This window comes from Methylobacterium sp. D48H, from assembly GCF_053345715.1.
The window spans coordinates 43,458-68,977 of the sequence record NZ_JBKFAP010000008.1; the positions used below are offsets into that span (position 1 = coordinate 43,458).

At 71.8% G+C, this 25,520-nt stretch carries 24 protein-coding genes; 10 read left to right on the forward strand and 14 right to left on the reverse strand.

Going from position 1 to position 25,520, the window contains the following annotated elements; translation table 11 throughout:
- Positions 1-86: 86 nt before the first annotated feature.
- Complete coding sequence (locus tag ACLBX8_RS15595; RefSeq protein ID WP_091927191.1) at positions 87-428, forward strand: Hpt domain-containing protein; 342 nt, start codon at positions 87-89, stop codon at positions 426-428.
- A gap of 21 nt (positions 429-449) precedes the next feature.
- Here ACLBX8_RS15595 and ACLBX8_RS15600 read toward each other — a convergent pair whose 3' ends face one another.
- From ACLBX8_RS15600 to ACLBX8_RS15640, 9 genes are all read right to left on the reverse strand, one after another.
- Entirely contained in the window at positions 450-1,691 is a 1,242-nt protein-coding gene (locus ACLBX8_RS15600) for a sensor histidine kinase (protein ID WP_091680470.1), read from the reverse strand.
- Between the two features lie 260 nt (positions 1,692-1,951).
- The gene (locus ACLBX8_RS15605; protein ID WP_020093008.1) at positions 1,952-3,583 is read right to left on the reverse strand and encodes an ABC1 kinase family protein; all 1,632 of its coding nucleotides are present in this window, start codon (positions 3,581-3,583) and stop codon (positions 1,952-1,954) included.
- A gap of 151 nt (positions 3,584-3,734) precedes the next feature.
- Entirely contained in the window at positions 3,735-4,025 is a 291-nt protein-coding gene (locus ACLBX8_RS15610; protein ID WP_447699037.1) for a type II toxin-antitoxin system RelE/ParE family toxin, read from the reverse strand.
- A complete protein-coding gene (locus ACLBX8_RS15615) occupies positions 4,022-4,273 on the reverse strand; it encodes a type II toxin-antitoxin system ParD family antitoxin (protein ID WP_210186920.1) in 252 nt (83 codons plus the stop codon). Before ACLBX8_RS15615 ends, ACLBX8_RS15610 begins: the two co-directional genes overlap by 4 nt.
- Positions 4,274-4,371: 98 nt before the next feature.
- Positions 4,372-5,073: a molybdate ABC transporter substrate-binding protein gene (locus ACLBX8_RS15620; RefSeq protein ID WP_091927189.1), complete on the reverse strand. Its 702-nt coding sequence runs from the start codon at positions 5,071-5,073 to the stop codon at positions 4,372-4,374.
- Positions 5,074-5,137: 64 nt separating this feature from the next.
- Entirely contained in the window at positions 5,138-5,968 is an 831-nt protein-coding gene (locus ACLBX8_RS15625) for an NAD-dependent epimerase/dehydratase family protein (protein ID WP_427509623.1), read from the reverse strand.
- Positions 5,969-6,013: 45 nt separating this feature from the next.
- On the reverse strand, positions 6,014-7,309 hold the full coding sequence (locus tag ACLBX8_RS15630) for an MFS transporter (RefSeq protein ID WP_447699036.1): 1,296 nt from the start codon (positions 7,307-7,309) through the stop codon (positions 6,014-6,016).
- A 161-nt stretch (positions 7,310-7,470) separates the two neighbouring features.
- On the reverse strand, positions 7,471-8,526 hold the full coding sequence (locus ACLBX8_RS15635) for a lactonase family protein (RefSeq protein WP_447699035.1): 1,056 nt from the start codon (positions 8,524-8,526) through the stop codon (positions 7,471-7,473).
- Positions 8,527-8,703: 177 nt separating this feature from the next.
- Entirely contained in the window at positions 8,704-10,011 is a 1,308-nt protein-coding gene (locus ACLBX8_RS15640) for an alpha-hydroxy acid oxidase (protein WP_447699034.1), read from the reverse strand.
- 185 nt (positions 10,012-10,196) lie between these two features.
- Here ACLBX8_RS15640 and ACLBX8_RS15645 point away from each other — a divergent pair, with 185 nt between their 5' ends.
- The 3 genes from ACLBX8_RS15645 (at position 10,197) to ACLBX8_RS15655 (ending at position 12,804) form a co-directional block, all read left to right on the forward strand.
- Positions 10,197-11,246 carry a LacI family DNA-binding transcriptional regulator gene (locus tag ACLBX8_RS15645; protein ID WP_091978202.1) on the forward strand — a complete coding sequence of 350 codons (1,050 nt, stop codon included), beginning with the start codon at positions 10,197-10,199 and terminating at the stop codon, positions 11,244-11,246.
- An 85-nt stretch (positions 11,247-11,331) separates the two neighbouring features.
- Positions 11,332-12,003 carry an aspartate/glutamate racemase family protein gene (locus ACLBX8_RS15650; protein WP_447699033.1) on the forward strand — a complete coding sequence of 224 codons (672 nt, stop codon included), beginning with the start codon at positions 11,332-11,334 and terminating at the stop codon, positions 12,001-12,003.
- A 3-nt stretch (positions 12,004-12,006) separates the two neighbouring features.
- Positions 12,007-12,804 (forward strand): hydroxypyruvate isomerase family protein, encoded by a 798-nt coding sequence (locus ACLBX8_RS15655; RefSeq protein ID WP_447699032.1) that lies wholly within the window; start codon positions 12,007-12,009, stop codon positions 12,802-12,804.
- 10 nt (positions 12,805-12,814) lie between these two features.
- Here ACLBX8_RS15655 and ACLBX8_RS15660 read toward each other — a convergent pair whose 3' ends face one another.
- The 3 genes from ACLBX8_RS15660 to ACLBX8_RS15670 form a co-directional block, all read right to left on the reverse strand.
- Positions 12,815-14,818, reverse strand: coding sequence for a TonB-dependent siderophore receptor (locus tag ACLBX8_RS15660; protein ID WP_447715465.1), 2,004 nt, complete (start codon positions 14,816-14,818; stop codon positions 12,815-12,817).
- Positions 14,819-15,304: 486 nt separating this feature from the next.
- Positions 15,305-16,342, reverse strand: a complete 1,038-nt coding sequence (locus tag ACLBX8_RS15665) for a hydroxyacid dehydrogenase (RefSeq protein ID WP_447699031.1) — start codon at positions 16,340-16,342, stop codon at positions 15,305-15,307.
- A 5-nt stretch (positions 16,343-16,347) separates the two neighbouring features.
- Positions 16,348-17,553: an amino acid aminotransferase gene (locus ACLBX8_RS15670; protein WP_447715466.1), complete on the reverse strand. Its 1,206-nt coding sequence runs from the start codon at positions 17,551-17,553 to the stop codon at positions 16,348-16,350.
- Between the two features lie 238 nt (positions 17,554-17,791).
- Between ACLBX8_RS15670 and ACLBX8_RS15675 the strand changes: the two genes are divergently transcribed.
- From ACLBX8_RS15675 to ACLBX8_RS15685, 3 genes are all read left to right on the forward strand, one after another.
- Positions 17,792-18,925 carry a branched-chain amino acid ABC transporter substrate-binding protein gene (locus ACLBX8_RS15675; protein ID WP_447699030.1) on the forward strand — a complete coding sequence of 378 codons (1,134 nt, stop codon included), beginning with the start codon at positions 17,792-17,794 and terminating at the stop codon, positions 18,923-18,925.
- A gap of 211 nt (positions 18,926-19,136) precedes the next feature.
- Positions 19,137-19,412 carry a translation initiation factor IF-1 gene (gene infA, locus ACLBX8_RS15680; RefSeq protein WP_012320343.1) on the forward strand — a complete coding sequence of 92 codons (276 nt, stop codon included), beginning with the start codon at positions 19,137-19,139 and terminating at the stop codon, positions 19,410-19,412.
- Positions 19,409-20,377: a DMT family transporter gene (locus ACLBX8_RS15685; protein WP_447715467.1), complete on the forward strand. Its 969-nt coding sequence runs from the start codon at positions 19,409-19,411 to the stop codon at positions 20,375-20,377. The genes infA and ACLBX8_RS15685 overlap by 4 nt, the downstream gene beginning before the upstream one ends.
- Here the strand turns inward: ACLBX8_RS15685 and ACLBX8_RS15690 are convergent.
- Positions 20,347-20,649: a hypothetical protein gene (locus ACLBX8_RS15690; protein ID WP_012320341.1), complete on the reverse strand. Its 303-nt coding sequence runs from the start codon at positions 20,647-20,649 to the stop codon at positions 20,347-20,349. The two genes, ACLBX8_RS15685 and ACLBX8_RS15690, sit on opposite strands and share 31 nt — an antisense overlap.
- A 170-nt stretch (positions 20,650-20,819) precedes the next feature.
- Here ACLBX8_RS15690 and ACLBX8_RS15695 point away from each other — a divergent pair, with 170 nt between their 5' ends.
- Together ACLBX8_RS15695 and ACLBX8_RS15700 are read left to right on the forward strand one after the other, a co-directional pair.
- The gene (locus ACLBX8_RS15695) at positions 20,820-21,425 is read left to right on the forward strand and encodes a sulfite oxidase-like oxidoreductase (protein ID WP_056533142.1); all 606 of its coding nucleotides are present in this window, start codon (positions 20,820-20,822) and stop codon (positions 21,423-21,425) included.
- Positions 21,426-21,429: 4 nt separating this feature from the next.
- The gene (locus ACLBX8_RS15700; RefSeq protein WP_447699063.1) at positions 21,430-22,161 is read left to right on the forward strand and encodes an FAD-binding oxidoreductase; all 732 of its coding nucleotides are present in this window, start codon (positions 21,430-21,432) and stop codon (positions 22,159-22,161) included.
- A gap of 172 nt (positions 22,162-22,333) precedes the next feature.
- Here the strand turns inward: ACLBX8_RS15700 and ACLBX8_RS15705 are convergent, their stop codons facing one another.
- Entirely contained in the window at positions 22,334-23,431 is a 1,098-nt protein-coding gene (locus ACLBX8_RS15705; protein ID WP_042671759.1) for a calcium:proton antiporter, read from the reverse strand.
- Positions 23,432-23,734: 303 nt separating this feature from the next.
- On the opposite strand from ACLBX8_RS15705, the gene ACLBX8_RS15710 reads away from it, so the two are divergent.
- Positions 23,735-25,486, forward strand: a complete 1,752-nt coding sequence (locus ACLBX8_RS15710; RefSeq protein ID WP_447699028.1) for a DEAD/DEAH box helicase — start codon at positions 23,735-23,737, stop codon at positions 25,484-25,486.
- The last annotated feature ends 34 nt before the right edge of the window (positions 25,487-25,520 follow it).

A 25,520-nucleotide genomic window follows, 5' to 3' on the forward strand; every position in this document is an offset into this window, starting at 1 on the left:
TTCGCTGCAAACTGGGCCGTTGTGCGGCGCCTCGGTTGCGCGCCTCTCTCGGATCGCTGTCGCGGATCCGTACTTGGAGACCGACGGTGTCGCACTCCCTGGTGAACCGGGACGCGCTCGAGGAACTGACGGCCGTGATCGGCACGGAAAAGCTCGTCCGCATCCTCGACCGGTTCGTCGTCAGCCTCACCACCGCCTTCGAGGGACCGGATCGCGCGAGCGACGATTACGGCCGCGAGGCGCACACGCTGGTCTCGATGTCCGGCATGCTCGGCTGCGCCGAGCTGTCCCGGGCCTGCCGCGGCCTCGAGGAATCGGCCATGGCGGGCGACGATCTGACCCGCTCGCTGGTCGACCTCAGGACCCTGCGCGACCGGACCGTCGCGGCCCTGCGGGACCTGCAGGCGGAGACCCGGCTGAGCGCCTAGGGCCGCGCGGCCGCGTCGGGATCAGGCGACCATCACCGCGTCGAGGGGCGCCTCGAAGGTCAGCACCGCCCCCTCGCGCGGGTAGCTCATGTGGGCGGTCCCGCCGAAGCTGTGGGCGAGGCTGCGGGCGATGAGCCGCGTGCCGAACCCCGTGCGGGTCGGCGGCGTGACCGGTGGTCCGCCGCTCTCCTCCCAGCGGAACCGGAGGGTCTGGCCGCCCTCTGCCTCGGCCACGTTCCACGTGATGCAGACCCAGCCGGCGGCCACCGACAGCGCGCCGTACTTGGCCGCGTTGGTTCCGAGCTCGTGCAGCATCAGCGCCAGGGTCATGCCGTGGCGCGGTCCGAGCGTCAGCTCGGGACCGGCGATGCGGAACCGGCCCGCGACGCCGTCCCCGTGGAGCGACACGGCGCCCTCGACCAGGCCGCTCAGGGAGGCCCGGGTGAACGAGCCCTGGAGCAGCACGTCGTGCGCCTTCGCGAGCGCCAGGAGCCGCGCGGCCAGCGCCTCGCCGGCTGCCTCCAGCGACGGCGCGTTGCGCATGGTCTGCGTCGCGACGGCCTGAACCATGGCCATGGTGTTCTTCATCCGATGGGCGAGTTCCTGCATCAGCAGCGTCTGGCGCGCCTCGGACAGCTTCTGGTCGGTGATGTCGCGCGACACCGCCAGGATCCGCTCGGGCCGGTCCGGCGCCGCGCCGATCGGCGTGACGGCCACGTCCCACCAGCGGAGCGCGCCGCCGGATTCCGACTGGGCCTGGAACCGGCTCGGGCGGCCGATCCGGGCCCGATCGAGCGCCTCGGCCACCGCCTCCCGGTCCTCGGGGCGCGTCCAGGCGTCGATCCAGGGCCGGCCGATCGCGTCAGCCTCGTCCCCGGCGGCGGACAGGGCCGGACCGTCCTCGCTGGCGGTGATCAGGCGCCCGTCGCGGTCCAGCAGTTCCAGGTAATCGTTCGGGGCCTGCGGCAGGCCGATCGCGCGCGCGCGGCCGGAGGGGCGCGGCCTCGCCTCGAGCCCGAGTCCGGCCGGTTCGCGGGGCGACGGCCCGCGGGGCGCCTCGACCCGCTCGGCCGCCATGCGACCGGCCTCGACGCGGCTCGCCGTCTCGATGATTCGGCCGAGCCGCCGGCTCCGCTGCCGCTCCCAGTCGGCCTGGGCGGTCGCCTGGCTGAGCAGGCTGCGCAGGCGGATGTTCTCCGCCTCGAGCGTCTCGACGCGGCGCTCCGCCCCGTCGATCCGCGGCCGTACGATGTCCACTTCCATCGCCCGCCCCCCTCGTCATCCCGACGGGGCGCCCGTGCGCGGCGCGCCGTCGGAGCTCCCCGACCGCGCGGTGCGGCAACGGATGTCGATGGCAGGGCCGCACCGGCGGTTCAGACCGCTTCTGGTGCCGGTTCCCCGCCCGCAGCCGAGCGAATCGTTGGATGTCTCACGCTAGCATGGCGCGCAGGATTATCAAATCAGCTCGGTATTCGCCTGCAGATGAAAACTTATGTTGGAGCCCTGTGCGGGTGCGAAGACGGTTACTTGTTTCGCATCAGCAGCACGAGCCAGCCGATCCCGAGGATAAAAATTATCAATCCGATCGAGACGAAGACGGGCGTGCCGAGATCGATGAGGCGGGGCGCGAGCTGCGTGGCGAAGGCCGCCACCACCAGGGCCACGGCGACCCGCGCGGCCGCGCGCTCGATGCCGCGGGTGACCTTGTCGAGGCCCTTCACCTCGATCTCGACAGTGACGCGGCCCTGCTTCAGCCGCACCAGCATCAGGTGGATCAGGGTCGGCAGCTCCGAGGCGGCGCCGTAGAGGCCGACGCCCAGGGCCTCGGCCTTCTGCTTGAGGGCGGAGAGCGAGAACTGCGTCTGCATGCTCGCCCGGACCGTGGGGCCCGCGGCGGCGAACAGGTCGAAATTCGGGTCGAGGTGGCGCATCACGCCGTCGGCGGTGACCAGCCCCTTGAACAGGATGGCCAGGTCGGTCGGCATCGCGAGGTCGTTCTCGCGGGCCATGTTCATGAAGTCGGTCAGCACCAGTCCGAGATTCAGCGGGATCGACGAGTGGCTCTCCACGAAAGACTGGGCCGAGACCTGGAGACGGGTGAGGTCCGGGTTGCTGGTGCCGGTCCAGTCGAGGAGCACGGCCATGAGGCCGTCGGCGTCCTGCTTGAGCATGGCGCCGATCAGCACGAGCAGCTGCGAGCGCCGCCGCTGCGACAGCCGCCCGATGATCCCGAAATCGATGAAGCCGATCTTGTTGCCGGGCAGCGCCAGCATGTTGCCGGGATGCGGGTCGGCGTGGAACACGCCCTCGATCAGCGCCATCTGCAGGAACGCGTCGGTTCCCTTCTGGGCGAGCAGCTTCTTGTCGATGCCCGCCGCGCGCAGGGCCGCCTCGTCGTTGGGCGGGATGCCGTGGATGAAGTCCTGCACCAGCACCCGCTCGGAGCAGTACTCCCAGTGGATCTTCGGGAAGACGATATCGTCGCGGTCCTCGAAGATCTGGGCCAGCAGCTCGCAGTTGCGCGCCTCGTTGAGCAGGTCGAGCTCGCCGTTGAGGCCCTCCGCGAGGTGGCGCATCTGCTCCCGCGGCTGGTAGCGGGCCATGTCGGGCCACTCGTTCTCGACGATGCGGGCACCGTGCGCCATGAGGCGCAGATCCGCCTCGATGATCTTGCGCAGATTCGGCCGCAGCACCTTGACGATGACGTCCTCGCCCGAGTGCAGTCGCGCCCGGTAGACCTGGGCGATCGACGCCGAGGCGATCGGGTTGGTGTCGAACTCGGCGAACACCTCCATGGGCGAGGCGCCGAGATCGAGCTCGAGCTGCGGGCCGATCTGCTCCCACGTCACCGGCACGACCTGGCTGTGGAGCTTCTGCAGCTCCTCGGTCCAGGCCGGCGACAGGAGGTCCGGCCGGCTCGCCAGCACCTGCCCGAACTTGATGAAGGTCGGCCCGAGCGCCTCGATCGCCCGGCGCAACCGCTCCGGCTCGGACAGGCGCGTGACGTCGACCCGGGGCTGGCGGCGCGGCAGGAGCGGCAGGTAGCGCAGGCCGAGCCGGTCCACGACGCGGGTGACGCCGAAGCCGATGAGGATCGTCGCGATCTCCGACAGCCGCTGGCGGTCGCGGGCGGCAACGAAGGCTGTCTTCAGCATGAATGGAGCGATCCGGTCGGACGGGATTGGGCGTCCGGACAGCACGAGCATAAGGACTTTTTTGCGGTCGCGAACCCCGGTTTCGCGGAGGCGGTGGCAACAAGACCGCCGCAGACCCGTTCGGCCACCAGTATCGAGGCGGGCTCGACTCCTACGTCAGTGCCCGTTCCCAGTCCTGTCGCCCGTGCAGCACGCGCAGGATGAGGACGGCGGACCCGTCCACGACGTAGACGATCACGTGGGCTCGATAGGGATGTAGCCGCACGGGCGGCGTGAATTCGCGCCGCTCGCGCGCCATCTGCGGCGTTGCGGCCAGCATGCGGAAGGCGTCGAACAGGCCGTCCTGGTAACGCTCGGCCTGGGTCACACCGAAGCGTAGCGCCCCCGTCACATAGGCCTCGGCGATGTCCTCATCGGCCTGAGGCGTCGTCCGGAAGGTCATGGTTCCGGACGGGCCGCCAATCGCGTCCGCCCGAGCTGGCGGATATCCTGCTCCGACCGGTCGCTGACGCCGCTCGCCAGCCCCTCGTCGATCAGCCGCTGCAGATCGCCGAGCTTGGCCAAGCGCTCCTGGTCGCGCCGAATCAGGTCGCGCACGTAGTCGCTGGCATTGGCGTAGCGGCCGGTATCGGCCTGCGCCTCGACCCAGGCCTTCATGGCTTCGGGCAGCGAGACGTTCATGCTGGCCACGGGGCACCTCCGCCCGCTGGATGACGATCTTTGGCAGAGATTGTCAAAGATCGGCGGGCTCCGTGCAAGCGCGACGGTACGGCCGGACGACTGGGCCGTCAGTAGGCCGGCTCCAGCCCGCTGGTCCGGTAGGCCTCGGCCGCCTGCGGCGTCGTCAGCCCGGCGAGGAACCGGGCCGCGCCGTCCCGGTCCGCCGCGCCGCGCAGGATCGCCGCCGCGAAGGTCGTCATCTCCTGCACCGGGTCGGGGAGGGGGCCGACCACCTCGATGCCGGGCACGACCATCAGCTCGCTGATCTGCTGGACGGCGATGTCGGCCTCCCCGGAGACCAGCTTCTCGGCCGTGAAGCCCTGCGGGATGATCGTCGCCCGGGCGTTCACCGCGTCGGCGAGGCCGAGCCGCGGCAGCAGGCCGGCGAAGTAGATCCCGCTGGCGCCGGTCCGCGAGTAGGCCACCGACCGCGCCTCCACCAGGGTGCGCTTCAGCGCCTCGACGGTCGCGATGTCCGGATGCGGAGCCCCGGCCTTGACGGCGATGCCGTAGCGCGAGCGCACCACGTCGACCCGGCTCTCGGGCTCGACGCGGTCTTCGGCGACGAGCCGATCCATGGCGTCCGACAGGACGAGCACCGCGTCGGCGGTCTCGCCCTCGGCGAGGGTCTTCATGATGACCGTGGTCGGCGCCCAGTGGATCGCCGTCCGGCCCCCCGCGGCCTCGAAGGCCGGGACGACGTGGGCGTCGAAGGCGCCGCGCACCACCAGGGCGCATTTGAGGCGTGTCTCGGGTCGCTCGCTCGGCATGGTGTGTCCAGTCTCTCGTCTCGGGAGGAGCGGTCGGGCGGCCGCGCGCCGAAGAAGCGGTCCGTCACCGCGGCGGCGCGGCGCGGGAATAGTCGATCGCCGTGAACCCGCCGCCCTGGTAGCGCTCCACCACGGGGTTGCCGCTGGTCTTCCCCTCCAGCGCCGCCGCGTGGGCATCGGCGCTGTCCTGCGGCGTCCAGCCGATGACGGCGCGACCGTCCTTCCGCCACCAGGTCATGCGGCTGTTGTTCGAGGCGCCCCAGATCACCACCGAGCCCGTCGGGCCGAGGTCCGGGGCCAGGGTGGCGCGGGTGATCAGCCGGGTCAGGTCGGCGTAGGACAGCCACGTGGCCAGCATCCGCGCGTCGGTCGGCTCCGGGAAGCACGAGCCGATCCGCAGGAAGACGCTCTCGACCCCGTGCTTGTCGCGGTAGAGGCCGCCCATCAGCTCGCCGTAGGCCTTGGACAGGCCGTAATAGCCGTCGGGCGCGAGGCCGCAATCGTCGTCCAGCACCTCGGACCGCGGGTGGAAGCCGATCGCGTGGTTCGACGAGGCGAAGATCATCCGGGCGCCCTCGCGCCGGGCCGCCTCGTAGGCGTGGTAGAGGCCGCGAATGTTCGGGCCGATCACGGTCTCGAACGGGTGCTCCACGGAGATCCCCCCGAAATGGAGGATCGTGCCGCAGCCCTCCGCCAGCCGGAGGATCGCCGGCCCGTCCTCCAGGTCGGCGACCTGGAACCGCGCCCCCTCCGGCAACGGGTCGGGGAAGGGGACGCGGTCCGTGAGCCGGAGCGTCCAGCCCTGCGCGCCGAGCGCGCGGGTCAGGACGCGCCCGAGGGCGCCGGAGGCTCCGGTCAGGAGGACGGGTTTGGGCGGGACGGTCTCGGCGCTCATGGGACGCTGCTCCAGATTCCGGCGGACTTGATCGGACAGCCTCGGTCAGACGGGCTTGGCCGCGGCGAGGGGGCCGGCTTCCGCAGGGTTGCGCGGCCGCCGCACGAAGATCGCCATCGCGACGACGCCGGCCGCCGCGATCAGGGCGGCGATCACGAAGGCGCTGGCGTAGCCCCCGAGATACTGCACGGCCAGTCCCGTGGCAGTCGGCCCGATGATGCCCGAGATGTTGCTCAGGAGGTGGATGAAGCCGCTGACGCCGCCGACCCGGGCCTCGGGCACCAGCTCGTGGATCGTCGCCCAGCAGGATTGCACCGAGCTGGTCAGCATCAGCACGGCGAGCGCGATCAGCGCGACCGCCATGGCGGTACTGGTCGCGGCGTTGACCATGATCAGGGCCACCCCCGCGATGGCGAGCGGCACGATCGTGGTGATCTTCCGCGCGGCGAGCTTGTCGCCCATGCGCGTGTAGACGAAGTCCGCCACCACGCCCCCGCCGACATAGCCGACGAAGCCGCAGGCCCAGGGGATCGACGCGACCAGCGCCATCTCCTTCACCGGCATGTGCAGCGCGTCGGTGAGGTAGCTCGGGAGCCACGAGAGGAAGATGTAGAGGGTGTAGTTCACCGCGAACATGCCGAGCCCGAGCGACAGGGTGCTCGGCAGGAACAGGTACTCCTTCAGCGAGCGGGCATGGTCGGAGGGCGCGAGGTGCGTGACCGCCCGGCTGCGCTCCACGAGGGCGATCTCCTCCGGATCGACCCGCGGGTTGTCCTGCGGCCGGTCGGTCATGAGCATCCGCCACGCCACGACCCACAGCAGGCCGACCGCGCCGATGGCCACGAACGCCACGCGCCAGCCGTACTGGATCGCCAGCAGGCCGACGACCGGCGCCGCGATGGCGCTGCCCACCGTCTGGCCCGAGAAGGTGAAGCCGATGGTCCGGGCGGTCTCCTCGCGGGGGAACCACGTGGTGATGGTGCGGTTCGTGGTGGAGTTCATCGGCCCCTCGGCGAAGCCGAACAGGGCGCGGACGATGAACATCTGGGCGAAGCCGGTCACCGCCCCTGTGAGCATGCACAGGACCGACCACGAGGCCGCCGCCCAGCTGTAGACGCTGCGCGGCCCGTAGCGGTCGGCGAGCTGCCCGCCCACGAAGGCGAACAGCGCGTAGCCGAAGAAGAACGTGCTGAAGATCACCCCCAGCTCCGAGGGCGAAAGGTTCAGGTCCTGCTTGACGAAGGGCGCGGCGACGCCGAGCGCCGCTCGGTCCATGTAGTTGATGATACCGGCGATGAACAGCAGGAACGCGATCAGGAACCTGTAACGCTTGGCGAACATGGGCATCCTCCAGAATATTTATGATTTTCTTTTCTTGTTTGCTTGGTGCGGCCCGGCGGTCAGAGGTCACGGCTCGACCGCCGCCGGTTCCGCCTCTCTTGCCCCTTCGAGGGGCATGGTCGGGCCCGCGCGCGGCGCGGGCCTGAACGCGTCGGCGCCTCCTACAGGAACGCGATCGTGCAGGGACTGAGGCTCGGGCGCGAACCGGTCCGAGTGAGGTCTCCGCTCTCGGGATCGATGGCGAAGGCGACGAGGCAGTCGCCCTGCTCGTTGGCGACGAGCAGGTGGCCTCCGTCCGGTGCCAGGACCATGAAGCGCGGGTCGCGGCCGCCGGAGGACGTCCAGCCCGCCGGCTCGAGGCGCCCGGCCGGGTCCGCCCGGAACCGCGCGATCCCGTCCTGCCCGCGGTTCGACGCGTAGACGAATCGTCCGTCGGGCGTGACCGCGATGGCCGCGGCGGTGCTCGCGCCGAAGAAGTCCGGCGGCAGGGTCGAGACGAGGTGCAGGGGCGTCAGCGCTCCGGCGTCCGCGTCCCACCGGCAGGTGGCGACGCTCGAGTCGAGCTCGTTGACCAGGAAGGCGAGGGGCTCGTGCGGGTGGAATGCGATGTGGCGTGGGCCGGCGCCGGGACGCATCGCGGTTTCCGAGACGATGGCGAGCCGCTCACCCGCGAGCTTCAGGACGAAGACGCGGTCGAGGCCCTTGTCGGGGACGATGACGTGGCGACCGTCGGGCGACAGGACCACGTGGTGCGGGTGGGCGCAGGCCTGCTCGGTTCGGTGCGGGCCCGGCTCGCCCGGGAGCGGCAGCACTTGGCACGCGGGCTCCAGGCCGCCATCGGCGCGCACCGGCATGAGGGCGACCGATCCGCTGGCGTAGTTGGCCACGATCAGGAACCGACCCCCGGGGTCGAGGGCCTGGTGCACGCTGTTGGTGCCGCCGGTGGCGGCGCTACCGAGGCCGCGCAGGGTGCCGTCGGGCTCCAGCGCGAAGGCGCTCGCCGCCTCGCCGTCGCCCTGGACCGTGTAGAGGACCGCGCGCGCCGGGTCGGTCACCAGGAAGGACGGGTTCGTCAGGTTCTCGACCCGGCCGAGATGCGTCCAGTCGCCGAGGTCGCGACCGGTCCGATAGATGTCAATGCCCCGGCCGCGCGCCCGGCGCCGCTCGGTGGTGAAGCAGCCCACGAAGGCGAGGCCGCGGGGGGCGGGGTCGGTCATGCGGAGCATCCGGATCGAGGACGGGGCTGCGGGGGCAGCCGGCGGGATCGACGGTGCGGGGATGCCGGTCGCCCGGGCGCGGCGGCCCCGGCGCCCCGGGCGGCTGTCCCGCTGCCGCTCGCCGGCGCGCCGCGTGTGTCCGGGAAGCCGATCACGGTCGATCCTCCCGCCATCGGCTCAGGCCCGCCGCGGGGTGCGGCGCAGGAAGTCGGGATTGAGTTCGGACAGGCGGTTCACCCCGATCAGCGCCATGTCGCGGTTGAGTTCCTCCTTGAGGATCCGCATCGCGTGCTCGACCCCCGCGGCGCCGCCGAGCGCCGCGGCGAACATGAAGGGCCGTCCGAGCAGGACGAAGTCGGCGCCCAGCGCCAGCGCCTTCATCACGTCGGTGCCCCGGCGGATGCCGCTGTCGACGATGATCTTCAGCCCGCCCTTCCGGGCGGCGATCTCCGGCAGCACGTCGAGGGGGGCGACGGCGTAGTCGAGCTGGCGGCCGCCGTGGGTCGAGAGGATCACGCCATCGGCGCCGCAATCCCGCGCGATGTCGACGTCCTCCGGCGCCAGCAAGCCCTTCACCAGCAGGTTGCCGGACCAGCGCTTGCGGATCGCCTCCAGGTTCTTCCACGAGAGCTGGTCGCGGGCGATGGTGTTGCGCACCGCGCCCTGGGACATCATCGGCGGCCCGCGCTCGGCCTCGGTGTTCTCGAAGTGCGGGGCCCCGTGCTTGAGGAAGGTCCGGGCGACGGTTCCGAGCAGCCAGCGCGGGTGGGTGGCGCTCTGCCACGCCACCTTCGGCGTGACCTTGATCGGCATGGAGAAGCCGCTGCGGATGTTGTGCTCGCGGTTGCCGAGGGTCGGCGTGTCGGCGGTCACCACGAAGGTCCGGTAGCCGGTGGCCTCGACCCGGTCGAGGAGGCGGTCGATCCGGTTCTGGTCGCCCGGCAGGTAGCCCTGGAACCAGGCCTGCGGGTTCTGGGCGTGGACGTCCTCCAGCCTGATCAGCGAGGAGGCGCTCAGGCACATCGGCAGGTTCATCCGCCGGGCCGCCTCGGCGAGCACGAGGTCGCCCCGGTAGGCGATGAAGGCGGCCCCGCCCAGCGGCCCGATCCCGAACGGCGCCGCGTAGGTCTGGCCGAACAGCGTGGTGGCGGTGTCCCGCGCCGAGGTGTCCCGCATCAGGCGGGGGACGAGGGCGTAGTCGGCGTAGGCGCCGCGGCTCTGCGCCAGGGCCGAGCCGGTCTCGACCCCGCCGGCCACGTACTGGAAGATCATCGGCGGCAGGAGCTTGCGGGCGTGCCGCTCGAAATCGTCGAGGGCCAGCAAGTCGCGCAACCGGTAGGGCGTGACCGCGTCGCTGCGCTTCAGGCTGGTGACGATGGCCTGCGGGGCCGCGATGCCCGGCGCCGCGGCGTCCGCGCCGCCGACGGTCGGCGCGGCGCGCTCTGGGGCTCCCAGTCCGGAGGCCGGCCGGTCGAGCGTCGCCATCGGATCCTCCTGTGGGCCGCCCAATCGAGCAGCCTCTTGAAAGCGCTTTCAGATAGCCAGCGGTCGGGTGGGGTGTCAATATACTGCCGGTTCGGCCCGCTTCTGCTGGCCGGGCATCGCCGCGTCGCGTATCCGGGGCCGACGCGCTGCCCCGCGGGGCCGTTCGGGATGGGGGATCGATCTCAGTGCTGGACCTGCCGGAGGAGATCCTCGAGCCGCCGACGCGCAGCCCGGTGGCCCGGGACGTCGCCCGCCGCGCCGGCGTCTCGACCGCGACGGTGTCCCGGGTGCTGAACGGCTCCGCCGGCGTCCGGGCCGACAAGCGCGCGGCGGTGATGCGGGCCGCGCAGGATCTCGGCTTCGTCGCCAACGGGGCGGCCCGGGCGCTCTCGACGCGCCGCTTCATGGCCGTCGGCGCCGTCGTGCCGAACATCGAGAACGAGGCCTTCGTGCGCGTCCTGTCGAGCTTCCAGGACCGGCTGCGGCAGGCGGGCTACACCCTGGTGGCGGCCAATGCCGGCTACGACCTGGAGGACGAGCTCCGCGAGGCGACCTTCCTGCTGGAGCGCGGCGTCGACGGACTGATGCTGGTCGGCGACATCCACCACCCGGACCTCCACGCTCGGATCGCCCGCGCCGGCATCCCGATGGTGCAGACCTTCAGTCTGTCCCGCGAGCGCCCCTGCGTGGGCTTCGACAACGCTGCCTCGGCGGCCCGGGCGGCCAACTACCTGATGGATCTCGGCCATCGCCGGATCGGGGTGATCTCGGGCCTGCGCAAGGACAACGACCGCGGCGGCGCCCGGGTGACGGGCATCGCGGCGGCGCTCGCGGCCCGCGGCCTGCGGCTCGCCCCGGAGCACGACGTGGAGATCTCCTACGGGATCGGCGGCGGCCGCGACGGGTTCCGCCAGATGCTGGCCGGCGGCCCGCCGCCGACCGCGATCATCTGCGGCACCGACCAGATCGCCTTCGGGGCGATGATCGAGGCGCGGGCAAGGGGGCTCTCCATTCCCGGCGACCTGTCGGTGATCGGCCACAACGATTCCGACTTCGCGCCCTTCCTCGACCCGGCGCTGACGACGATCCGCATCCACTCCGCCGAGATCGGCCACGCCGCCGGCGACCACCTGATCGCCCGGATCCAGGGGCGGCCGATGGTCCGCCTCACCGAGATCGACGCCGAGCTGATCCTGCGCGCCAGCACGGCCCCGCCGCGGCGTGCCGACGCCTGACCTGCGCTATCTTGCCACCCAGTTGAAATCGCTTACAACATGTGGACCGGCCCCGTCCGGCTCCGTAGACTCTCCGGAACACAGCATGGCTCCCCGCATCGTCCTCCTGCACGCGACGCCGGTCGCCATGGCGCCGATCCAGACCGCCTTCGCCGAGCGCTGGCCGGAGGCGGAGACCGTCAACCTGCTCGACGACGGCCTGTCCCTCGATCGGGCGAAGGAGCCGGGCGCGATCTCGGAGGCGATGATCGAGCGCTTCGTGCGGTTCGGCCGCTACGGCCACGACATGGGCGCCGACGGCATCCTGATCACCTGCTCGGCCTTCGGGCCGGCGATCGACCGGCTGATCGAGACCGTGCCGGTGCCGGTGCTCAAGCCCAACGAGGCGATGTTCCGCGCGGCGATCGCGCAGGGCGCGCGCATCGGCATGCTGGCGACCTTCGGGCCCTCGGTCGGCACGATGACGGACGAGTTCGAGGAGTTCGTCGCCGAGTCCGGGCGCCCGGCGAGCCTCCGGACGGTCCTGGTGGACGACGCGATAGCGCGGCTGCGCGCCGGCGACGCCGAGACCCACAACCGGCTGATCGCCGAGCGGGCGCCGGACCTGCGCGACTGCGACGCGATCATGCTCGCGCATTTCTCCACCTCGCGCGCGGCCGAGGCCGTGCGGAAGGCCGTCGACGTCCCGGTGCTGACCGCGCCCCACGCGGCGGTGGATCGGATGCGGGCGATGATCGAGACCGGCAGGAGCGCCTGACCCATGAAGCTCGGTGCCTACAAGGATCGTCTCAGCGGCCATTGCGGTTTCCTGTTCACGGAGCTGCCGCTGGCCGAGCGCTTCGCGGCGGCGGCCCGTGCCGGGTTCCGCGCGGTCGAGCATCCCAACCTGTTCGCGACGCCGGCCCGGGAGGTCGCGGGCTGGCTGGAGCGGGCGGGCGTACCGCTGGTCCAGACCGGCTTCCCGGCGGGGGACGCCGCCAAGGGCGAGAAAGGCTTCGCGGCGCTGCCCGACCGGATCGATTACTTCCGCTCCACGATCGAGCCGACCCTGGACTACGTCGCGCAGCTCGGCTGCCGGATGGTCCACCCGATGGCGGGCGTCCGGCCCGCGGGAGTCGAGCGGGCGCGGCTCTGGGACACCTATCTCGACAACCTCGCCTTCGCGGCCGACGCCGCCGGCGCGCGCGGCATGACGGTGATCGTCGAGCCGATCGGTCCCGGCTCGATCGCCGACTACGCGATCGACGACCCGCTGCTGGCGGTCGAGGCGATCCGGACGATCGGCCGCGACAACGTCAAGCTGCTGTTCGACGCCTATCACTGCGTGTGTCTCGGCCATGACCCGGCGGCGCTGATCCGCGCGCACGCGCCGCTCATCGCCCATGTCCAGATCGCCGACGATCCCGGGCGGCACGAGCCGGGGACCGGCACGATCGCCTTCGACCCGATCTTCGCCGCCCTGGAGGAGGTCGGCTATTCCGGTTTCGTCGGCTGCGAGTACCATCCCGCGGCCGGTACCGAGGCGGGGCTCGGCTGGATGCGGTCGGCAGCGGCGTAGCGCCGGGGCCTCAGAACCGGGCGGCGACGCCGCCGATGATCGTGCGGGGCTGCCCCGGCGTCGCGTAGCGGTTCTGGAACGCGCGGTCGTAGAACGTCGCGTCGAACACGTTGTCGACGTTGAGGTAGATCCGCACGCCCGGCGCGATCTGGTAGTACGAGATCAGGTTGACCAGCGTGTATTGCGGCAGGTTGAAGGTCGCGAGCGCCGTCCCGGCGGCGCGCCGGCCGACGAAGTCGAGGCCGCCGCCCAGGAAGAGCCCCTTCAGGTCGCCGCTCTGAAACTCGTAGACGGTCTGGAACGCGAGGCTGTTGGCGGGCACGTTGGCGATGCGCGTGCCGACCGGCAGGGTGTTGTCGCGGGCGACGGCCGCGTCGACGCGCGTGTAGGTCCCGATCACGCGCCAGCCCGGGGCCAGGTAGCCGGCGGCGGTCAGGTCGAAGCCGCGGCTGCGCACCGTGCCGGTGGCCACGCTGAAGTTCGGGTCGACCGGATCGGTGCTCAGGACATTGGAGCGCCGGATCTCGAACAGGGCGGCGGTGGCGTCGAGGCGCCCGTCGAGCAGGCTGACCTTCGCGCCGGCCTCGTAGCCCTCACCCTCCTCGAACGCGAAGGGCCGGCCGCTGCGATCCGTGCCGATATTGGGCCGGAACGAGCGCGCGTAGTTGCCGTAGAGCGCGACCGTGTCGGTCAGGTCGTAGAGCAGGCTGAAGCGCGGCGTCGCCACCAGACCCTGCAGGCTGGTGGTGCTCTTCGTGAGGTTGTTCGTCGAGACCAGCCCGAGGTCCTCGACCCGGACGCCCAGGAGGGCGTGGAGGCGGGGCGTGAGGTCGATCTGGTCCTGCACGTAGCCGGCGTAGCTCTCGGTCTTCTGCAGGAAGTTCGTGACCCGCGCGGTGATCGGCGGCAGTGGCTGGCCGTAGCGCGGCGCCAGCAGGTCGAGGAGGAACGGGTTCGTCGCGACGTTCGAGCGGTTGAACACCTCCCGGTAGCGGTAGCTGTCGTATTCCAGCCCGAGCAGGAGCGTGTGGCGGAACGGGCCGGTCTCGAACTTCCCCGCGAGATTCGCCTGCAGGTCGAGGTCGGACCACGTCAGGTCCCGCCATTCCAGGGTCCGCCGCTGGGTCCGGCCATCCGGCAGCAGGCCGATGGCGCCGACCCCGTAGCCCGACAGGTTCCCGCCGAGAACCTGGGCACCGACGTTCAGCACCCAGTCCTGGTCGAACCGGTGCTCGACGCGCAGCTGGCCGAGGGCGTTGTCGACATGGGCCGGCGGCAGGCCCGGCTCGCCGATGAAGCGGCTGCGCGGCAGGGCGCGCACGTTGCCCCCCAGCGGGACGATGCCGCGGTCGAAGGTCTGCGCCGTGCTGACGAAGTCGCCCTCCAGGGTGACGGTCGTGTCCGTCGTCGGCTTCCAGGCGATGACCGGGGCGAGGGCGTAGCGGTCGCTGGTGACGAAGTCCCGGAAGCTGCCGTTGTCCTCGACAGCGCCGGTGACGCGGGCCAGCACCTGGCCGCTCTCGTCGAGGGCGCCGGTGGCGTCGAAGGTGCTCCGCTTGGCGCCGAAGCTGCCGTACTGCGTGCCGACCGTGAGGGAGCGCGCCGCCAGCGGCTGCTTGGTCACGATGTTGAAGGTGCCGCCGGGATCGCCGCGGCCGTACAGGAAGGCCGAGGGGCCCTTGAGGACCTCGATGCGCTCGATGGAGACGATGTCGGGGCTGTTGGGGTAGCCGCGGTTGATCGGGAACCCGTTGCGGTAATACTCGCCGGTCGCCACGCCGCGGATCGTGAACTCGGTCAGGCCGAGACCGCCGAAATTGTTGCCGCGGCCGACGCCCGCGAGGTCGAGGGCGCTGTCGATCCGCGTGGCCGCCGCGTCCTCTAGCACCTCCTGCGGCACCGCCACGATGGTCTGCGGCACCTCGCGGACGGGCGTGTCGGTCCGCGTGGCGCTCACCGCCCGCGTGGCCCGGTAACCGTCGACGCGGGACGTCCCGTCGCCGGTCCCCGCCACCGACAGCTCCTCCAGCTGGACTTCCTGGGAACTGTCAACGGCAAGTTGAGCCCAGCCTGGAGACGGGAGCAATACCGGAGCGAAGAAGAGGGAGATTCTGGCTGCGCGCCCGGAAACGCCGCGCGAAGCCCGCGTGCAAGACCTTGCACAGTTACGCCGTACCACGATGTCGACCATTCTGTTTCGAGAGGCGCCAGATACGGTGCGAGAACATTCACGGTCAAGCTTGATCGCCGGCGGAGCCTCCAGGCTAGATTTTGAATAACTATAATCTGGGCGGGATCGACGGTGCGCCCGCACGAAGCGCGCGAAGACCCCGTCGTTGCCCGTTCGACCGCTGAGGGAAGGGGAGGGTCGCTCCGGCGCACGCGCTCTCAACACGCCGGGTCGCGGGGCATCTGCACAGACGACGCCTCTCGCACCGTCCGAGCGATCGTGACCGGTTCGCGCGCCGCCCAGACAGGGCGAAGCGGGACCTGTTCCCGCTCAGGCGCCGCCGAGCAGCCGCGCCCGGCGCTCGAGGACCGTGGGCCAGACCTCGGGATTGACGAGCCGCGGCGGCGTCTCGCCCCGGAGCAGGCCGACGATCTGCTCGGCCCCCCAGGCGGCCACGTTGCGCCGCGCCTCGTGGGTGACGCCGGCGGTGTGGTAGGTCGCCACCACGGTGTCGAGCTGCAGCAGGGCCGCGTCGAGGGACGGCGGTTCCGGCGACCAGACATCGAGGCCAGCCCCGGCGAGATGGCCGGCGGTGAGCGCGGCGGCGAGCGCCGCCTCGTCGTGGACCCCGCCCCGGGCGGTGGTGATGAACAGCGCCCCCGGCTTCATCGCCACGAAGGACGCGGCGTCGAAGCTGCCCCGGGTGGTGTCGTCGAGGGGGCAGTGCAGGGACACGATGTCGGACTCGGCGAGCAGCCGCGCCCTGTCCACCGGCTCCGCGCCGCGGGCCCGGATCTCCGCGTCCGGGAGGAGGGGATCGTGAGCGAGAACCCGCATGTCGAAGCCGCGGGCCAGCTTGGCGACCTCCCGGCCGGTATGACCGATCCCGATGAGGCCCAGGGTCGCGCCGCCGATCTCGTGGCCCATCAGCGATTCGCGGGTGAAGCCGCGCGCGGTCCGGAGCAGGCGGTCGGAGACGCAGATCTTGCGCGAGACGGCGAGCATCAGGCCGATCGCCAGTTCCGCCACCGAGCGGGCATTGCCGCCCACTTGGTTCACCACCGCGACGCCGGCCCGGGTGCAGGCGGCGGCGTCCACCGTGTCGAAGCCCGCGCCGGCCGACGAGACCGCGAGCAGGTTCGGGCATTCGGCCAGCAGCGCGTCGGTCACGTGCCAGCGGCGCGGCAGCTCGTCCCGCGCCGGCGAGACGTGGAGGACGTGGGCCCGCGCCAGCAGCGCCGATAGCGCGTCCTCCGGTCCCTGCAGGTCGCCGACCTGCAGGTCGATGTCGGGCTCGGCCCCCAGGCGCGCGTCGAAGACCGGATTGATCCAGACGTTGAATCGGCAGACGCGCTTGGGGGCCGACACCCGGTTCAGCCCTTCACCACCGCGTCGATCGCGTCGATGACGTGGTCGATGTTGTGGGTGTTGACGGCGGCGACGCAGATCCGGCCCGTCTCCAGGGCGTAGACCTCGTGGTCCTCGCGCAGGCGGGTGGCCTCGGCGGGGCTCAGGCCCGTGTAGGAGAACATGCCCTTCTGCGCCTTGATGGCGTCGAAGCCGCGCTCGGGGTGGCGCTGCTGCAGGCTGTCGGCCATCCGCTCGCGCATGGCGCAGATCCGGTCGCGCATCTCGCCGAGTTCCCGCTCCCAGTCGGCGCGCAGCTCCGGATCGGTGAGCACGATCTCGACGATCGCCGCGCCGTGGGTGTGCGGGTTGGAGTAGCTCGCCCGGACGAGGCGCTTGGCGAAGGCCTCGACCTTGGCCTTCGCGGCCGGGTTCTCGGCCACGATGGTGAGCGCGCCGACGCGCTCGCCGTAGAGCGAGAACGACTTCGAGAACGAGGAGGCGACCAGGAATTCCTGGCCGGACTCGGCGAACAGGCGCACCGGCTCGGCGTCGGCGTCGAGCCCGTTGCCGAAGCCCTGGTAGGCGATGTCGAGGAACGGGATCAGGCCGCGCTCGGCCATCAGGGGCACGAGGTCCCGCCACTCGTCGAGGCCGAGATCGGCGCCGGTCGGGTTGTGGCAGCAGGCGTGCAGCACCACGATCGAGCCCTTCGGCAGATCCTGGAGATAGGCCTTCATGGCCGGGTAGTCGGCGCCGCCGGTCTCGGCCGAGAAGTAGGGATAGTCGACCACGGTGAAGCCGGCCTGGCTGAACAGCGCCTTGTGATTCTCCCAGCTCGGGTTGCTCACCGCCACGGTGGCGTTCGGGTAGAGCTTGGCCAGCAGGTCGGCGCCGGTCTTCAGCGCGCCGGTGCCGCCGATGCTCTGGAGCGTCGCGGCCCTGTTCTGGGACAGGATCGGCGCGCCCTTGCCGAACAGGAGTTCCTGGACCGCGTCGCGGAACGGCTTGGTGCCCTCGATCGGCCGGTAGGTCTTCGGCAGGCCCTTCTCGATCCAGCGCTTCTCGGCGGTCTGCACGGCGCGCAGGCGCGGCACCTTGCCGTCCGCGTCCGTGTACACGCCGACCACGAGGTTGAGCTTCTTGGGGCTCGGGTCGGCGTTGAAGGCCTCGAACAGGCGCATGATCGGGTCGAGCGGCGCGTCCTGGATGCCGGCGAACAGCGAGGTCATGATCGTCAATCGTCCCAGAGGGTCTCGGCCGGCGACGCGTGGAAGGGCGCCGGCACGCCCGGCGACGGGCCGGGCCGACGCCCTTATTCCGCACATCGCGCTCGCCCGCCAGCGCTTCCGCGCGCATCAGCGTCCCGATCCGCTCAACGATCTGCGCGACGCTGCGCCCGACGATAGTCCGGGCTATCCGGGAGCGGCGCCCTTCCGGTCGGGGCGGAGACGGTCCTAGAGTGCCGCCATGATCCGTCGCCTCCTCCCGTTCCTCGCCCTTCTCCTCGCGGCCGCCCCGGCCGTCGCGCAGGCACCGGTGCGGATCGGGCTGTCGGCGCCCCTGACCGGTCCGGATTCCGCCTTCGGCCAGGGGCTCCGGCAGGGCGCCGAGCAGGCGGTGGCCGATCTCAACCGCGTCGCGGGCGGCCGCCCGCGCTGGGTCCTGGTCCCGGCCGACGACGGCGGTGAGGCCCGGCAGGCCGTCGCCGTCGCGAAGAAGTTCGCCGCCGACGGCGTGCGCCTCGTCGTCGGGCCGCTCGAATCCGGAGCGGTCGCGGCCGCGGCGCCCGTCTACGAGGAGGCGGGCGCGGTCATGGTCGCGCCCGCGGCATCCTACGGGCCGCTGACCGGCCGGGGGCTGTGGAACCTGTTTCGCCTCGGACCGAGCGACGCCCAGCAGGGTCGGGCGGCCGGGGCCTACCTGGCGAAGGCCTTCGCGGGACGCCGGGTCGGGATCCTCAGCGACCGCTCGACCTTCGGCCGCGGCCTCGCCGACGCGGTGGCGGCGCGGCTGAAGGAGGCCGGCATGCCGGAGGTGCTGTTCGACGGCTTCCCCCGGGGCGCCCGCGACCTCGCGGACCTCGTCGCGCGGCTGAAGGCGGCGCGCCTCGACGCGGTGTATTTCGGCGGCCTCGCGCCCGAGGCCGTGACCCTGCTCCGCGCCATGCGCGAGGCCGGCCTCGGCGCGACCCTGGTGGCGAGCGACGGCATCCTCGACCCCGCCTTCGCCGCGGTCGACGGGGACGGGGAGGGGACGGTCATGACCCTGGTTCCCGATCCGCCGCGCCTGCCCGAGATCCGCGGCGCTCGCCCGGTGCCGCGCCCGCCCGAGGCGGAAAGCGTCGCGGCCAACGCCTACGTGGCCGTGGAGCTCCTGGCGCAGGCGACCGAGCGCACCCGCGCCGCCGACCCGAGGACCGGCCGCATCGCGGACGGCCACAAGGTGGCCGAGGCCGTGCGGACGGGGCCGTCCCGGACGCTGCTCGGATCGGTGGCCTTCGACGCGCGGGGCGACCGCGCCGCAGCACCGATCGCCCTGCGGATCTGGCGCCGGACGCCGGACGGTCGCCTCGACTACGCCGGCAACGACGCCGAGCCCTGAGAGCCGGCAAATCGTGTCGATGACGGAACGTGTTCGGTGTCCGTGACTTGCGGCCGGTTCCCGCGGGGACTACATGCGAGCGGTGCTGCTGAGCTGGCGCGGGCGGTCCCCCGGATCGGATCCGCGCCCTGCGGCGTTTCCCGAGCTCGATGACAGCCGAACACGCATTGCCGGAACGCCTGCTGCCGGACGGTCCGACTGGAGAAGGTGCATGGCGAAAGAAGAATTGATGCAGTTCGATGGTCTCGTGATCGAGATCCTGCCGGATGCGCGCTACCGCGTGCAGCTCGACCAGGGCCACGAGATCGTGGCCTACACGGCCGGCAAGATGAAGAAGAACCGCATCAAGACGCTGGCGGGCGACCGGGTGACGGTCGAAATGTCGCCCTACGACCTCGAGAAGGGCCGCCTCGTGTTCCGCCACAAGGACGAGCGCTCGTCCGGACCCCGCCCGCCGGTGCGCGGCGGTCAGTTCCGCCGCCGTTGACGACCGGGCGCGCGCGCCGGGCTTCCCCGGCGGCGCCCGCCTACCTGCTCTTGACCGTCACGGCGCTGCTCTGGGCTGGCAACGCCGTCACCAGCCGCTGGGCGCCCGGTCACGTGTCGCCCCAGGTCATCACGACGCTCCGATGGGCGGTCGCCTGCCTGGTGCTCATGCCCTTCGCCGCGCGCCGGCTCGCCGCCGCGTGGCCGCTCCTGCGGCCGCACTGGCTGCGCATCCTGCTGATGGGCGGCCTCGGCTACACGGCCTTCAACTGCCTGTTCTACGCGGCCGGCGTGCATACCGGCGCGATCAACCTCGCCCTGTTCCAGGGGGCGATCCCCGTGCTGGTGATCGTCCTGAACCGGCTCGCCTACCGGGTGCCGGTCACGCCGGGGCAGGTCCTGGGCGTGGCGCTGACCCTGGTCGGCGCCGGCCTCACGGCGACGCACGGCGACCTGTCCGTGCTCACGACCCTCGCGTTCAACCGCGGCGACGTGCTCGTCTTCGGCGCCTGCCTGCTCTACGCGGGCTACACGATCTTCCTGCCGACGCGCCCGAAGGTGCCGGCCCTGGTGTTCTTCGCCGCGATGGCGGTCGCGGCCTTCGTCACCTCGCTGCCGCCGCTCGCCGTCGAGTGGGCGACGGGCCACGCCGTCTGGCCAAACCGCGAGGGCTGGCTGATGGTCGCCTTCGTCGGCCTCGGGCCGTCGCTGCTGGCGCAGCTCTTCTTCATGCGCGGCGTCGAGATCATCGGACCGAACCGCGCCGGCCTGTTCGTCAACCTCGTGCCGATCTTCGGCGCGATCCTCGCCGTCCTGCTGGTCGGCGAGCCGTTCGGCGCGACGGAAGGGGTCGCCCTGGCCCTGGTGCTGGCCGGGATTGCGTGCGCCGAGCGCCTGAAACCGGCGCCCGCCGCAGAGGCCACTCCGGAAGCCGCCTACTCGCAGACGCGGACGCGGCGGATGTAGACGTCGCCGTAGGCATCGTAGGTCCGGCGGCGCTCGAAGTGGCAGACCGGGCCGTAATCCTCCTCGACGTAGACCGGCGGCGGGGCGCGGTAGACCGGGCGGCCCGGGTAGTAGCCGTTGTTGGCCGACGCGATGGCGCCGCCGACGGCCAGGCCGCCGAGCACGCCGAGGGCGGCCGCGCCGCCGGCGCCGATGCCGTCGCGGGCCTGGGCGGCCGGCGCGAGCGTGGCGAGGCTCCCGACGACAAGGCTCGTCGCGAGAAGGTACTTCATGACATCCCCCTGAAAGCAGGCGATTCGTGCCGATCGATCGGCACAGAGCTGCTAGCACACCCGAGCTTTGGGGCGTTTGTTCGGCCGCACGTGCCGGCTTGACGTGAGGTGCTCCGCCGCACCAAACCCGGGGGCGAGCCGGAGGGCGAGCGAGAGGAGCGGCGACCGTCATGGTGACACGGGGCTTCGTCGGACGCAGGCAGCCGCCCGAGACCGGCGCGCGCCTGCCGCCGGGTCAATATCTCACCGACGATTTCCCGATCCTCCAGATCGGCCCCAACCCGACCGTCGACATGGCCACGTGGCGCTTCACGCTGCGCGAGGGGGCCCGGCCGATCAAGGCGTGGAGCTGGGCGGAGTTCGAGGCGCTGCCCCGCACGACCTGGCGCGGCGACATCCACTGCGTCACCAAGTGGTCGAAGTTCGACACGACCTGGGAGGGCGTCAGCTTCGACGACATCCTGGCCGATGCCGGGATCGCGGCGCCGACCGGCTACCTCCTGGCGGAATCCCACGACGACTACACCACGAACGTGCCGGTGGCCGACCTCGTGGGCGGCCGCGCCCTGGTGGCGACGCGCTACGAGGGCCAGCCGATCCATCCGGATCACGGCGGCCCGGCGCGGCTGTTCGTGCCGCATCTCTACTTCTGGAAGAGCGCCAAATGGGTGAAGGGTCTCCGGTTCACCCAGACCGACACGGCCGGCTTCTGGGAGCTGCGCGGCTACCACATGTACGGGGATCCCTGGCGTGAGCAGCGCTACATCGGTGACTGAGACGGTGACTGACTCGGCGATCGAGCCCATCGTCTTCCGCTGGCACGAGGCGGAGATCACCGCGATCGCGCCGGTCACGCCGCACGTGAAGAGCGTCCGGCTGCGCTGCGGCCTCGCCGAGTCCTACCGGGCCGGGCAGCACGTCGATGTCCGGCTCACCGCCGAGGACGGCTACCAGGCGCAGCGCAGCTACTCCGTCGCCTCGGCGCAGGACGGCAGCGGCACCCTGGAGCTGATGATCGAGGCCCTGCCGGACGGCGAGGTGTCCGGCTGGTTCTCGCAGTGCGCCGAGGTCGGCGACCGGGTCGAGCTGCGCGGGCCAATCGGCGGCTCGTTCTCCTGGGACGGGACCGACGGCGGGCCCCTGCTCCTCGGCGGCGGCGGGTCCGGCGTGGTGCCGCTCCTGGCGATGCTGCGGCGGCGGGCGCAGAACTGGCGGGCGATCCCGGCGGCGCTGATCTACTCGGCCCGCACCCGCGCGGAGGCGATCGCGGTCGCCGAGCTGGAGCGGCTCGCCGAGACGGATCCCAACTTCTCCCTGCATCTCGCCACGACGCGCGAGCCCGGCGGCAAGCGGATCGACGCGCACCTCGTCGCCGACGCGCTGGCGCGGATCGGGGCGCCCGGGAAGGTGTTCCTCTGCGGCTCGAACCGGTTCGTGGCCGCGGCCTCGGACCTGATCCTGGCGCAGGGCGTCGCGCCGGGCCTGATCCGCACCGAGCGCTTCGGCGCCTGAACGAGGCCTGGCGCTTTCCGGTCGAGGATCTCGGCTCTGTCGTCGTTGCCAGCGGAGCGACGCAATCCGGAGTGCGCCACGTTCTCCAACGTCGCGCCGCCCCGGGTCGCTTCGCTGCGCTCGCGACGACGGAGCGGGTTGCATCGGCCGAAGCGTTCCGCCGGAAGCCGAATCAGGGGCTGAAGATCAGCACGAGGTAGACGAAGAACAGCACGAGGTGCACCGCGCCCTCCAGCACGGTGGTGCGTGAGCCCGAGAAGGTCTGGGCGCTGAGGATCAGCGTCACGGCCAGCAGGGTCATCTCGGTCGGCTTGAGGCCGAGCACCACGGTCTGGCCGGTGAGCAGCCCGATGGTCAGGATCGCCGGCACGGTGAGGCCGACCGTCGAGGTGGCCGCCCCCAGGCACAGGTTGATCGCCCGCTGGAGCTCGTTGCGGGCCACCGCCTTGAGCGCCGAGATCCCCTCCGGCGTGAACACGATGGCGGCGATCAGCACGCCGCCCAGCGCCGTCGGCGCGCCGAGCGCCGCGATGCCGTGGTCGAGGATCACCGCGAGGCTCTTGGCCAGGATCACGATCGGCAGGACGTTGGCGAGCAGCAGGCCGACATGCTTGGCGACGCTGCCGCCCGAGACCGGATCCGCGCCGTGCGGCGGCTCCGTCGCCTCGGGGATCTCCGCGTCGATGAAGAACTCGCTGTGGCGCCCGGTCTGGATGAGCAGGAACACGCCGTAGAGGGCGAGGGTGAACACTGAGAACGTGACCGCCTGAAGCGTCGTCAGGGTCCCGTCGCTGGTGGAACTGGTGAAGTTCGGGATGATCAGCGCGATCGTGGTGAGCGGGATGATCACCGCCATGAAGGCTGAGGCACCCTGGAGGTTGTACCGCTGCTGGTGGTGGCGCAGGCCGCCGACCAGGAGACCCAGCCCGACCACGCCGTTCAGCACGATCATCAGCACCGCGAACATCGTGTCGCGGCCGAGGGTCGGCGCGTCCTTGGCCGACAGCATCACGGCGGAGATCAGCGCCACCTCGATGATGACGATCGCCAGCGTCAGGACCAGCGTCCCGAGGGGCTCGCCGAGGCGGTGTGCCAGTTCTTCGGCCTCGTGCACCACGCCGAAGGCGGCCCAGACGATCACGGCGAGCAGCCACGCGAACAGGCCCCCCGCGAACAGGGGCTGCGACAGGTCTCCGAGCCAGTCCTTGCCGAACCACGTGAAGGCGAGAACCGTCGCCCAGGCTACCGCCACCCGCAGGGCTGCCATCATGATGAACGTGTACTCCGCTCGGTTCGCGTCGGGCCTCGACGTGCGCGATTCACGGGAGCCTTAGCAGGTCGTCGGACCAGTGTCGGCGTCGACGGCCGATCGGCCGCGGGTCCATTCGCGCGCCGATGAGGCGGGCCGGATCCCGGATCGAGCGCGCGCAACCGCCCCATGCTGCGACGGGAGTGGTCAGTCGGCCCGGTTGGCGTTACCTTCCGGGCACCCGAATAAAGTCCGGCGCCTGATTCCCCCGCCGCGCGATGGCGCGCTGCCGGGCGCGGCACGGCCGTTGAGAGTTCCCGAAGCTTGCCTTTCCCGACCCTGCCCGCCCCCCTCGCGCGGGCCCTGAGCGACCGCGGCTACGCCGACCCGACGCCGGTCCAGGCCGCCGTGCTGGAAGCCGCCGCCGGCTCCCGCGACCTCCTCGTGTCGGCCCAGACCGGGTCCGGCAAGACCGTGGCCTACGGCCTCGCCATGGCCAGCATGCTGATCGGGGAGGCCGAGCATCTGCCGCCCCCGGCGGCGCCCCTCGCCCTCGTGATCGCCCCGACCCGGGAACTCGCCCTGCAGGTCCAGCGGGAGCTGTCCTGGCTCTATGGGCCGGCCGGAGGCCGTGTCGCGGCCTGCGTCGGCGGCATGGATCCGCGCCGGGAGAGCCGGATGCTCGCGGACGGCACCCACATCGTGGTCGGGACGCCGGGCCGCCTGCGCGACCACCTCGAGCGCCGCAACCTCGACCCGACGGCGCTGCGCGCCGTGGTCCTCGACGAGGCGGACGAGATGCTCGATCTCGGCTTCCGCGAGGACATCGAGTTCATCCTCTCGGCGACGCCCGCGGAGCGGGCCACCTACCTTTTCTCCGCGACCCTGCCGAAGGCGATCGAGACGCTGGCCGAGCGCTACCAGCGCGGGGCCCTCCGGCTCGCGATCAAGGGCGAGACCAAGGGCCACGCCGACATCGCCTACCGGGCGGTGCGGATCATGCCGCGGGAGACCGAGCACGTGGTGCTCAACCTCCTGCGCGAGGCGGACGCCAAGACCGCGATCGTCTTCTGCAACACCCGCAACGCCGTCCGGCACCTCCAGGCCAGCCTGACCGAGCGGGGCTTCTCGGTGGTGGCGCTCTCGGGCGAGCTGGGGCAGGGCGAGCGCAACGCCGCCCTCCAGGCCCTGCGCGACGGCCGCGCCCGCGTCTGCGTCGCCACCGACGTGGCCGCCCGCGGCATCGACCTGCCGTCGCTCAGCCTGGTCATCCACGCGGATCTCCCGCACGACGCCGAGGTCATGCAGCACCGCAGCGGCCGCACCGGCCGTGCCGGCCGCAAGGGCACCTCGGTGCTGCTGATCCCCAATTCCCGGCGGCGCCGGGCCGAGCAGATGTTCGCCATCGCCAAGGTGAGCCCCGAATGGTCGGGGCCGCCCTCGGCCGACGAGATCCGCCGGCTCGACGGCGAGCGCATGCTCTCCGACCCGCTCTTCGCCGAGCCGCCGGCCGAGGAGGACGTCGCGCTGGCCGAGACGCTGCTCGCCGGCAAGAGCCCGGAGGAACTCGCCGCGCTCCTGGCCCGCGTGTACCGCACCCGCCTGCCGGCCCCCGAGGAGGTCAGCGATCCGGGCGAGGGCCGCGCCCCCCGCGGCGAGCGTCCGCCCTACGACCCGATGGACCCGGAGCGGATCGCCGCCATGGGCCCGGCGGTGTGGTTCCGGCTGAACCTCGGCCGCCGCGACAACGCCGACCCGCGCCGGCTGCTGCCGATGCTGACCCGTCGGGGCGGGATCGGGCGCCAGGAGATCGGCGCCATCCGGATCTTCGACCGCGAGACCAAGTTCGAGGTGCGGGGCAATGCGGCGGCTCGCTTCGCCGAATCCTTCGCCCGCAACGGCTCGCCGGAGATCCAGGTCGAGGCGCTCGCGGGCGATGGGGCGCCGGCCGAGCGCCGGGGCCCGCCCGCCGGACCGAAGGGATTCGCGAGCCCGCGGGCCGGCAAGCACCAGCGCAAGGCCGAGCGCACCGCGCCGAAGGGCGACAAGGCCGGGCGCCAGACGGGCCGGGCCTGAGCGCCGGCCTCGGCAGACGTCCGGCCCCATGATC